The organism is Bacillus cereus group sp. BceL291, assembly GCF_051776705.1.
In the GTDB taxonomy this organism is placed as follows: Bacteria; Bacillota; Bacilli; order Bacillales; family Bacillaceae_G; genus Bacillus_A; species Bacillus_A cereus.
In genome coordinates this window covers 1-9,966 of record NZ_JBPWAP010000123.1, presented here as the reverse complement: position 1 = coordinate 9,966, position 9,966 = coordinate 1, and the positions used below count along the sequence as shown (strand labels likewise).

Below are 9,966 nucleotides of genomic sequence, written 5' to 3'. Positions count from 1 at the left end.
GAAGAGTTTAAAAGGATTATAGATAGGATTGAGATATTTGAGAACGGGGATATAAAAATCGTCTACAGGATAGAAATGTAGTCTTCACTATCTACAATTATGCATAACAAACGCAATGCAAAAGCTAGGGGTTAAAGGACGTTCACAAGCAGTTGTGGAGCTTCTTCGTATGGGAGAGCTCGAATTATAAGAAAGCAGCCGACTTTTATATAAAAGTCGGCTATTTTTCTGTTTGTTTCATGTGCTATATGAATGATAAAAACGTTTCATACATAAATAGGTAATAAGGAGGGGATATGTTGAAAAGGATACTGTTAGTTTCAACAAGTGCTCATGATATGAATGGACACCCGACTGGTTTGTGGCTGGAAGAGCTCGCAGCTCCTTATCATGTATTTAAAAAGGCTAAGTTTGATGTTGATATTGTGTCAATAAAAGGTGGGAGAGTACCTATAGATAGAGTGTCTATTCCGAATGGTATACCTCGCGAATTCAAGTATGTAGCTTCTTTATTGCAAAATACGAGGCCGATTTCAAAGGTTCATTTTTCGGATTATGATGCGGTTTTATTTGGTGGTGGGCACGGGGCGATTGTAGATTTTCCAGGTAATCCATATGTAGCAAATTTGATTGAGAATATGTATAACAATAACCGGATTGTAGCGGCTGTTTGTCACGGAGTAAGCTCTTTAGTCGGTGTGAAAAATAAGGATGGCTCGTTTTTTGTTGCGGGTAAGCGTATAACAGGTTATACAAACGATGAAGAAAGAGCTGTACATTTAGAAAAGCGCGTTCCGTTTTTGTTAGAAAGTAAGTTGAAAGAAGAAGGAGCTTTGTTTTATGTAGCCCCCAATTTTACGCCGCATGTAGTAGTAGATGGTCATTTAATTACAGGACAAAATCCACAGTCTAGCGTGGAAATAGGTAAGGCGATAAAAAGGGCTGTAAATAAATTATCGTCATTTTAATTTCTGCTCATTTCTTCTTATTAATGGGAATGTCTTTTTTCCGAAAAAAGAAGGAGCAATAAATACGCGCTTTATATAGAAGAAACCGACTTTCATATAGAAGGTCGGTTATTTTTCTGTCTTGCAAATTATGAAAAAAAGGAGCAAAATAAAAAAGTCCTAGTCTATACAGGTACAAATGAAAATTTTCATACAGAAGCAGTTTAAGTGAGCGAACTTAAAGTGTGTAAAATATAATGATAAACATAAAAGATGATGAATGAGAAAACGGGTGATGAAGTTGAATAGAGCAATCGGTGTTATCGATTCAGGAGTTGGCGGTTTAACAGTAGCGAAGGAATTAATTCGTCAGTTGCCGAAAGAGCGTATCATATATTTAGGAGATACAGCACGTTGTCCTTATGGTCCACGTTCTCGAGAAGAAGTACGTCAATTTACGTGGGAAATGACGGAGCATTTACTAGATTTAAATATTAAAATGTTAGTTATTGCGTGTAATACAGCAACTGCAGTTGTATTAGAAGAGATGCAAAAACAATTACCAATTCCAGTAGTAGGAGTTATTCACCCAGGATCACGTACAGCTTTAAAAGTGACAAACACGTATCACGTTGGGATTATTGGAACGATTGGAACGGTGAAAAGTGGTGCATACGAAGAGGCGTTAAAGTCTATTAATAACCGTGTTATGGTAGAAAGTTTAGCTTGTCCACCTTTCGTTGAACTTGTAGAGAGTGGGAATTTCGAAAGTGAAATGGCGTATGAAGTTGTAAGAGAAACGCTGCAACCACTGAAAAGTACCGATATTGATACACTTATATTAGGGTGTACACATTATCCGATTTTAGGACCTGTTATTAAAAAAGTAATGGGAGATAAAGTGCAACTAATTAGTTCTGGTGATGAAACAGCACGTGAAGTAAGTACAATCTTATATCATAGTAAAATGTTGAATGAAGGAGAAGAACAAAGCGATCATCTCTTCTTAACAACAGGAAAAATAGGCTTGTTTAAAGAAATTGCATCAAAATGGTTCGGTCAACCGATTGAAAATGTGAAGCATATTCATTTAGAAAAAGAATAATAGTAGAATTTATATAAGTGAGCTCCTGAGAAATCAGGAGTTTTTGTTTTATCTTGCTATTTGCTGGGTAGTAAGACCCCTGCTGATTAAAGTTTCAATTTATAAGAGGCACAGCTTGTTCTAAAACGTGAAACAGCTCGTATACATAATAGTACAAACTTAGATTTTAGGGGGGAATGGCATGCCTAAATCCACTTTTAAATGGGTTGTTGGTGCTACTGTGAGCGCTGTTTTACTAACAGGGTGTGGCTTTATAAATCAAGAGAAAGCAACTGAACAAATTGATCCGCCAAAACAAGTTACGTATACAGAGGGTGGGAAGAAAGAAGTAGCTAAAAAAGATAAGCAAGGGCAAATGGTAAATAGAGAACTATACCTTGTTGATAAAAATGGTTATGTTGTACCACAAACGTTAGCTATACCTACTCCGAAAGCAAATGAGACTGTGAAGCAAACGTTAGAATACCTTGTGAAAGATGGACCGGTAACGAATTTATTACCAAATGGGTTTCGTGCAGTCATTCCGGCGAATACAACGATGACCTTAGATTTGAAAAAGGACGGAACGGCAGTTATTGATTTCTCTAAAGAAATGAAAAACTATGCGAAAGAAGAAGAGCGTCAAATCGTTGAATCTATAGCTTGGACGTTGACGCAATTTACAGAGATAAAACAAGTGCAGTTCCAAATAAATGGTGAGAAATTGGCAAAAATGCCGGTTGGTGGTACACCGCTTGGTGAAGGAGTGAGCCGTGCAAATGGTATTAACTTCGATGATGAACAAGTAACAGATGTAACAAATACAAAACCAGTCACACTGTATTTTATGGCGCAAAATAATAATAAACAGCAATACTACGTACCAGTCACACGCCGCGTTGCGGAAGGTAAAGAAAATGACTATGCAGCAATTATAGATGAGCTTGTAAAAGGTCCGATCCATCAATCGCTCCTAAATGATTTTAATCCAGGCGTTAAGCTTATTACGAATCCGAAATTACAAGACGGAAACCTTACATTAAACTTTAATGAAAATATATTTGTAAACCCAGATAAAAATATGATTTCAAATTACGTATTGAAGTCGTTAGTTTTATCTTTAACAGAAAAGAAAGGTGTGAAAAATATTTCTATTGAAGTAAATGGAAAAGCAAATCTTATAGATGAAAAGGGCGGAAAGTTAATAAAACCTGTAGATCGTCCAGAAAACGTGAATACAGGTAGTTTTTAATCTTGAATAATTTGATATACTTAAGTAAGAAAGGAGAATTGCTTTTTGGGTTCTCCTTCTTTTATTGTATACATATCATACATTTAAATTTGGCTATACTAACGAGTAGTAATTAAGAGGAGGTTATTTTTATGCGAGTAGATGGTAGAGAGAAAACAGAATTACGCCATATACATATTCATACGAATTATTTAAAACATCCAGAGGGATCTGTATTAATTGAAGTTGGGGATACAAAGGTGATTTGCTCAGCAACAATTGAAGAGCGTGTACCGCCATTTATGCGTGGAGAAGGAAAAGGATGGGTAACAGCTGAATACGCGATGATTCCACGTGCAACAGAACAACGTACAATTAGGGAGTCAAGTAAAGGGAAAGTAACAGGACGTACAATGGAAATCCAGCGCTTAATTGGACGAGCATTACGTGCGGTAGTTGACTTAGAAGCGCTTGGTGAGAGAACGGTTTGGATTGATTGTGATGTTATTCAAGCGGATGGTGGAACGAGAACAGCTTCTATTACAGGTGCATATGTAGCGATGGTATTAGCGTTTGAGAAGTTATTACAAGCAGAAAAAGTATCTAAAATTCCAGTAAAAGATTATTTAGCAGCAACGTCAGTAGGGATTGTTGAAGAACAAGGTGTTGTTTTAGATTTAAACTATGCAGAAGATTCTAAAGCAGACGTTGATATGAACGTGATTATGACTGGAAAAGGCCAGTTTGTTGAAGTGCAAGGAACTGGAGAAGAAGCGACGTTTAGTAGAGCGCAGTTAAATGAACTACTTGATGCAGCAGAACAAGGCATTTTCCAACTGATTGATATGCAAAAAGAAGCTTTAGGTGACATCGTATCTCATATAGAGTAGAGGTGGAAAGTATGAAACAAGTTGTTGTAGCGACAAAAAATATGGGGAAAGTACGTGAGTTTGCTGAGTTATTTGAGCGATTTGATTTAGAAGTGAAATCATTACACGATTTTCCTCATATTGAAGAAGTCGAAGAAACTGGTGAAACATTTGAAGAAAATGCGATCTTAAAAGCGGATAGTTTGAGTAGACAGTTGAATGCAATTGTAATTGCGGATGATTCAGGTCTTATTGTAGATGCGTTAAACGGGAAACCAGGCGTGTATTCAGCTCGTTTTGCTGGAGAGCCGAAAGATGATCAAGCGAATATTGATAAAGTGTTACAAGAATTAAATGAAGTAGCGTTTGAAAAGCGTAAAGCTCGTTTCTATTGTGCATTAGCAGTTGCTTTCCCTGAAGGTGATAAAAAGCCTGTCATTGTAAACGGGACATGTGAAGGATTTATTTTAGAACAACGCCGCGGGGAAAACGGCTTTGGATATGATCCGATTTTTTATGTGGAAGAATATAAAAAAGCGATGGCGGAACTAAGTTCAGATGAGAAAAATGCTATTAGCCATCGTGGCCGTGCTCTTCGTAAATTAGAAGAAAAAATCCCGGAATGGTTTTTAGGAGAATAAGGGAGAGAGAATGATGAAAGCTTTAATCGTAAGTGATAGTCATAGCTCTGTGAAGGAATTACAGCAGTTGAAAGAGAAATATGAAGGGAAAGTAGATATCATGATTCATTGCGGTGATTCAGAGCTAACGCCTGCTCATGAAGAACTGCAAGGTTTCCGTGTTGTAAAAGGAAACTGTGATTATGCTAACTTTCAAGATGAAATTGTAACTGATGTAGATGGAATTCGCTTCTTAGTTGTGCATGGACATCGCCATAATGTGAAAATGACATTACAAACGCTAGCGTACCATGCTGAAGAAGTGGGAGCGCAAGTTGCATGCTTTGGACATTCTCACGTATTAGGTGCGGAATTAATCGAGGGCGTTTTGTTTATTAATCCAGGCAGTATTTTATTACCACGTCAGCGTGTAGAAAAGACATTTGCTTTATTAGAAATGGATGAAAATCAAATGGAAGTTCGTTTTGAAACGTTAGACGGACAACTAGTTGAACAAGCAGTTTTTAAAAGAGGATAAGAAAATTTATCCTCTTTTAAAAAAGGTGTTGACTTTATGTGTGGTTATACATATAATAAATATTGTCGATAGGGCAACGGCGCTAACGAAGAAAAGAAAATAACATATGCGGGTGTAGTTTAGTGGTAAAACAAGAGCCTTCCAAGCTCTGGTCGAGAGTTCGATTCTCTTCACCCGCTCCATGTCCCAGTAGCTCAGCCGGATAGAGCATACGCCTTCTAAGCGTACGGTCGGGAGTTCGAATCTCTCCTGGGACGCTAAAAAAACCTTGTTGGGGAAGCGTTGAATCCCCGTCAAATAAGCCTTTTAATTCGAAAGTTGAAACGTACAGTGTACGGTCAACATCGAGTTAGGAGGCTTATTTTTTTATGTCTAAAAGACGAGATTCTTTGACGATTAGCGAAGACTTAACGAATGTTTTTGACCGGAAGCTGGAAAGGAAACAAGTGAAGGGTCTAACTATTGAGAAGGCGCTCTTTACAGTGATACGTCAAATGAGAGCAACAGGCTTGCGTGTCCGTACTATTAGCGACTATGAGTTGCATGTTGGTCATTTTATGAGTGTGACGGGTGCTCAGTTTCTCCAAGAGTTGACCGTTGAACATGTTTATTTGTGGCTTTCATCTATGAATGTTAGTAATCAAACTAAATTAACTCGTTTGAAGTGTCTCAAGGCGTTTCTGGGAAGATGCTTCGATAACGGTTGGATTGAGTTTAACTTTTGGAAGAGTGTCAAAATAAAGGTTGATAGCCCTATTAAAGAAGGTGCAACGGATAGAGAAATCAATCTTCTACTTTCTATGTTAGATTTAACTCGCTTCATAGAATTGAGAGATGCTGCATCCGTATTGCTTATGTATCAGACAGGAGTACGAGTTGGGACGTTGTCTCTATTGGAGCATAAACATGTGAACTTAGAAAATAAAGTTCTACGTATTGATGGTGGAATTATTAAGAATCATGAATCCATACATTTACCCTTTGATGATATTCTTGCTAGAGTCTTAGGCGCTCTTATGAAGCAAAACGACATTATCAGGAAAGAGTGTAATGTAAAGAATGATTATTTATTCGTTACGAAAAATGGGGGGAGGATCGCTACGAGTCCGACAAATAACAATATAACTAAGAGACTGAGTAAACATTCTAAGGATTACGGTCTGAAGAATATAAATCCTCATGCTTTGCGGAGAGGGTTTGCGAAGAATTTACTCAAGAAGGGAGCGAATATAGCTCTAATCTCTAAGGCTCTTGGGCATAGTGATCTAGCTGTTACAACAAGATATTTGCACTTAGATAAGGAAGAAGTAGCGGAAAGTCTTAGAAACTTCCTGTAAATAAAAAAGAGCATCTTGGCGGATGCTCCTCGTAGGGTAGACTGTTGGCGCAGTCCGTGACCCAAAATAATCGACTTAAAACTAAATAACGGATAATCCCGTACATTCAGTACCTTCATTCTATCGAAAAAATCTAAGGAGTGCAAGGTTTCTTAAGTGCTGCCTTTTTTAGCTACTGAGTTAAGGGATTTCCGAACGTGGGAATGACCTAACACCACGCAAAAAAACTTGAACCGGGTAGCTGACCCAACGTCATAAAGTCAAGCGTACACCCTTTAAAGTGTTTCCTTGTTTACACTGGGTGTAGTCTAGGTGCGAACGACCATTAAAGGTTCGGTGGCTGCTTGGTGTCCTACGGGGCAGGTGGCAACGGATAGATATAAGCTCATGGGACAAGCTTTGTGAGTAGAAAGTCCGTTGAGGGAGAAATCCCTGTGTTTAAACAAGGTGATACAATACGGATACTTCAACGACTCATCCTAGCTCAGTATTAAGACATCTACTTTATGTTGCTTTAACTTTTGTTTTTGCGATGTAAGGTAGATATTTTCTGTCCAAGCCGTTGCTTAAGCAATCTAAGCCATGCTCAGTGAAGGGGAGACCTAAAGTCAACTGTTAAGGTAAAAGAAAGTGGAAAAGTTCTCAAAAAGTGAACATAAACTGGGTAAGAGAGAACGACTACTTTAAGTAAACTTTTCTTGTAACTTGACCTAAAGTCAAGGTATAATGTTGCTATAAGGATACAAAATGTATCAAAAGTAAGTATGAAATGATAAAAAATGTATCAGGTAGATCCTGGAGGTGGAGGGATTAAGATCCCCTTTAGGAAACAAAAGTTCACTTTTTGAGAACATCAGGGATTATTTTTTTAGATTAGGGTTAACTTTAAGTAAACTTTTGTAGAGGAAAGTTATTTTTTTTTAACTTCTAGGTTGCCCTGAGGGTAACTTTTTCCTGAATGTTGTCAAAGTGACGACTTTTTATACCTTGTGAGTAAACTATAGGTTTACTTGAGGGTAACTTTGTCTTGAAAGTTGTTAAAGTGAAAACTTTTGATGCTTTGTGAGTAAAAGTATTACCTGAGTAATATTCCTTGTTAAAAGTGGAATACTATGTAAAGAAAAAAGCCTCTCAGTGCGCTAACACTGAAAAGCTTTCAATAAAATATTACTTTTTGTCTTTACTCAGATTGATCACGCTAATGACAACAACGAGTAAAGAACAAACCGCAGTAACGGTAGGTGCATCCATATGTACTCACCACCTTTAGACTCATCGTACCCCAATACGGTGAGTTTTTCATTTCTATTATACATGACATCTTGTACATAAAACAAAAGTATTTTTCTATACAAGTTTATTTTCTTTATTTTAAACAATGATAGAGATGCGCCGAAGGAGAACACAAATGCTTTTACTCTGATAGTTGTCCGAACCTCTTGAAAATTATTCGATTTAAACAGTTAAATGTCACTTGAAAGTATAACCTCAAAGTAAGTGGCTCAAGCTCTAACGACTTCACTTCAGTGATCTAATATCCTATTTGATGTCTTAGTAGGCATCCTCAGAGATCTTTTTAAATGGAACCCTTTAGGCTAATAATTATCTTTTGAAATGTGGAAAATTCCAACCTCCTTTGTATATATACTCAAGGGAGGTTTTACTCTATGGAGAATGTAAATAAACCGAAACTGAAGCCTGATAACACTAATCGAAAGAATAAACATAAAGATACTCTATCTTATGATTTTGTTGAATCTATAACACCGTTTCAAGGCTATCAGCATGTATCCGTAAACAGAAAGATGAAGGCGCAGCGTTTTGTACAAGTAGCAGAGTCTAATATTTATGATGTGAATCTATCAGACAAGTCCTTTCGTTTATACCTGTATCTCATGTCTAAGAGTGGGAACTATAAGATTAATATGAAGCAATTGGAAAAGACACTATACAGTGGGAAAACATTGCGAGCATGCTTTAAAGAATTACAATCACTCGGGCTACTCATCAAGATTAACTACTATGAGTACAGAACAAAGAACGCTGAACGTATCATCTATAAAGTGTTTCCTGAAAGACAAACACCTGAGCAAATCGCATATTGGGCGAAACAAATGATTGGTCGCTTAAAGTTTGAATACGGGCAAGGAATTACAGTTGATGAGGCTACTTATATATACATGACAGAAAGAAATATCATCCCGTTTGAATCAAAGGACGAATATTACACACCGTCAGGAGCTACTGAATATATCGAAATTGAAAAGAAAGACCTAGTTGACTCTGACAAGTTTTCAGCTACGTTAGACAGTCTTGTAAGTGGATTAGAACACATGGTATTCGATTATGACAAGTGTGAACTTGATGAGTCTGAAGAAGAGACACCTATGAGTGTATCCCCTGAAGATTTTCCAAACATTATAGGATACTCACGAGAAGCTGGTGATGACTTCGCATATGAGATTGAAGAATATATAGAAGAATGCGAACCTGAGGATGAAAGTAGTAATATAGATAATTTTGAATACAATTCTAATGATGAAATCACCGCAAACTATAAAATTAATCACAATAAAGCAAACCCTGAAATACTTGCAACTATTAGAAATCATGACGAAGAACTAAGAAGAGAGAAACACTTGAAAGTAGAATTGTACGGCTGGGAAGCCGTGAATGATAATTTCTTATGTATGAACGATAGTGGAAATCTAGAAAGGGTTGCTCAATAACGGGCGACTCTTTTTCTTTTTAGTTGAATCGGCTATGTATAAATTTAAGGTACGGGAGTTTTTACTGGAGTACTTTATAATAGAGTATCTATTGTGAGAAAGACAATAGCCGTACTAGTAAGATTAATGATAACAGATTGAAACCCTGTGTCATTCGCAAGCTCATTATCACCGTCCTCTTATATAGTTTAAGTATGAACGGTGGTGAGAGCGTCAGCGAACACGTGCGGAGCACAATGCTACAAGATAAGTCACGCATGTACCTCATGCGAGATATACTCAATAGTTGCACACTCTCTCAAGTTATAGCTTATTAGATCAACCTCAACAGTATTAATCTCTGTAGAAAATGGAAGCAATCAAGTTCGTTGCTTTTGAAAGTATATAAATGTAAAAAAATTACTTCAGGGTGCGAAAAACTGAAAAGAACTTCTCTGAAGTGAAGTCTCTAGTGAGTACCAGCGTATAAAACAAATATATCTATACTTTATAGATAAAAGTGTATTTGTCAATTAAAAATCCGGCCACATTACCATTGAAAGCCCAGCCACTTTTGTGAATTCTAATCAGTATCAATTTTTAATAAAACTGGCTGGATTTTCAATTATAAT

8 protein-coding genes, 2 tRNA genes and 1 pseudogene are annotated in these 9,966 nt (G+C 37.0%); all 11 read left to right on the top strand.

What is annotated here, in order from left to right:
- Nucleotides 1-103 precede the first annotated feature (103 nt).
- Nucleotides 104-190 (top strand): annotated as a pseudogene (gerE, locus tag ACS2CR_RS32205) (spore germination transcription factor GerE); the annotation flags it as partial.
- Between the two features lie 106 nt (nt 191-296).
- Nucleotides 297-968, top strand: a complete 672-nt coding sequence (locus ACS2CR_RS32200; protein WP_053514508.1) for a type 1 glutamine amidotransferase domain-containing protein — start codon at nt 297-299, stop codon at nt 966-968.
- A gap of 274 nt (nt 969-1,242) precedes the next feature.
- Nucleotides 1,243-2,052, top strand: a complete 810-nt coding sequence (gene racE, locus ACS2CR_RS32195) for a glutamate racemase (protein ID WP_000774005.1) — start codon at nt 1,243-1,245, stop codon at nt 2,050-2,052.
- 181 nt (nt 2,053-2,233) lie between these two features.
- The gene (gene gerM / locus ACS2CR_RS32190) at nt 2,234-3,283 is read left to right on the top strand and encodes a spore germination protein GerM (protein ID WP_001126749.1); all 1,050 of its coding nucleotides are present in this window, start codon (nt 2,234-2,236) and stop codon (nt 3,281-3,283) included.
- A 131-nt stretch (nt 3,284-3,414) separates the two neighbouring features.
- Nucleotides 3,415-4,152: a ribonuclease PH gene (gene rph, locus ACS2CR_RS32185; protein ID WP_001261765.1), complete on the top strand. Its 738-nt coding sequence runs from the start codon at nt 3,415-3,417 to the stop codon at nt 4,150-4,152.
- An 11-nt stretch (nt 4,153-4,163) separates the two neighbouring features.
- Nucleotides 4,164-4,772 carry an XTP/dITP diphosphatase gene (locus tag ACS2CR_RS32180; protein WP_000815943.1) on the top strand — a complete coding sequence of 203 codons (609 nt, stop codon included), beginning with the start codon at nt 4,164-4,166 and terminating at the stop codon, nt 4,770-4,772.
- A 13-nt stretch (nt 4,773-4,785) separates the two neighbouring features.
- The gene (locus tag ACS2CR_RS32175) at nt 4,786-5,289 is read left to right on the top strand and encodes a metallophosphoesterase (RefSeq protein ID WP_000645505.1); all 504 of its coding nucleotides are present in this window, start codon (nt 4,786-4,788) and stop codon (nt 5,287-5,289) included.
- Nucleotides 5,290-5,397: 108 nt separating this feature from the next.
- Nucleotides 5,398-5,471 (top strand) — tRNA-Gly (locus tag ACS2CR_RS32170).
- A 1-nt stretch (nt 5,472) separates the two neighbouring features.
- A tRNA-Arg gene (locus ACS2CR_RS32165) sits at nt 5,473-5,546 on the top strand.
- Nucleotides 5,547-5,657: 111 nt separating this feature from the next.
- Nucleotides 5,658-6,626, top strand: coding sequence for a tyrosine-type recombinase/integrase (locus tag ACS2CR_RS32160; protein WP_053514507.1), 969 nt, complete (start codon nt 5,658-5,660; stop codon nt 6,624-6,626).
- Nucleotides 6,627-8,293: 1,667 nt separating this feature from the next.
- Nucleotides 8,294-9,355, top strand: a complete 1,062-nt coding sequence (locus ACS2CR_RS32155; RefSeq protein ID WP_053514506.1) for a hypothetical protein — start codon at nt 8,294-8,296, stop codon at nt 9,353-9,355.
- Nucleotides 9,356-9,966 lie beyond the last annotated feature (611 nt).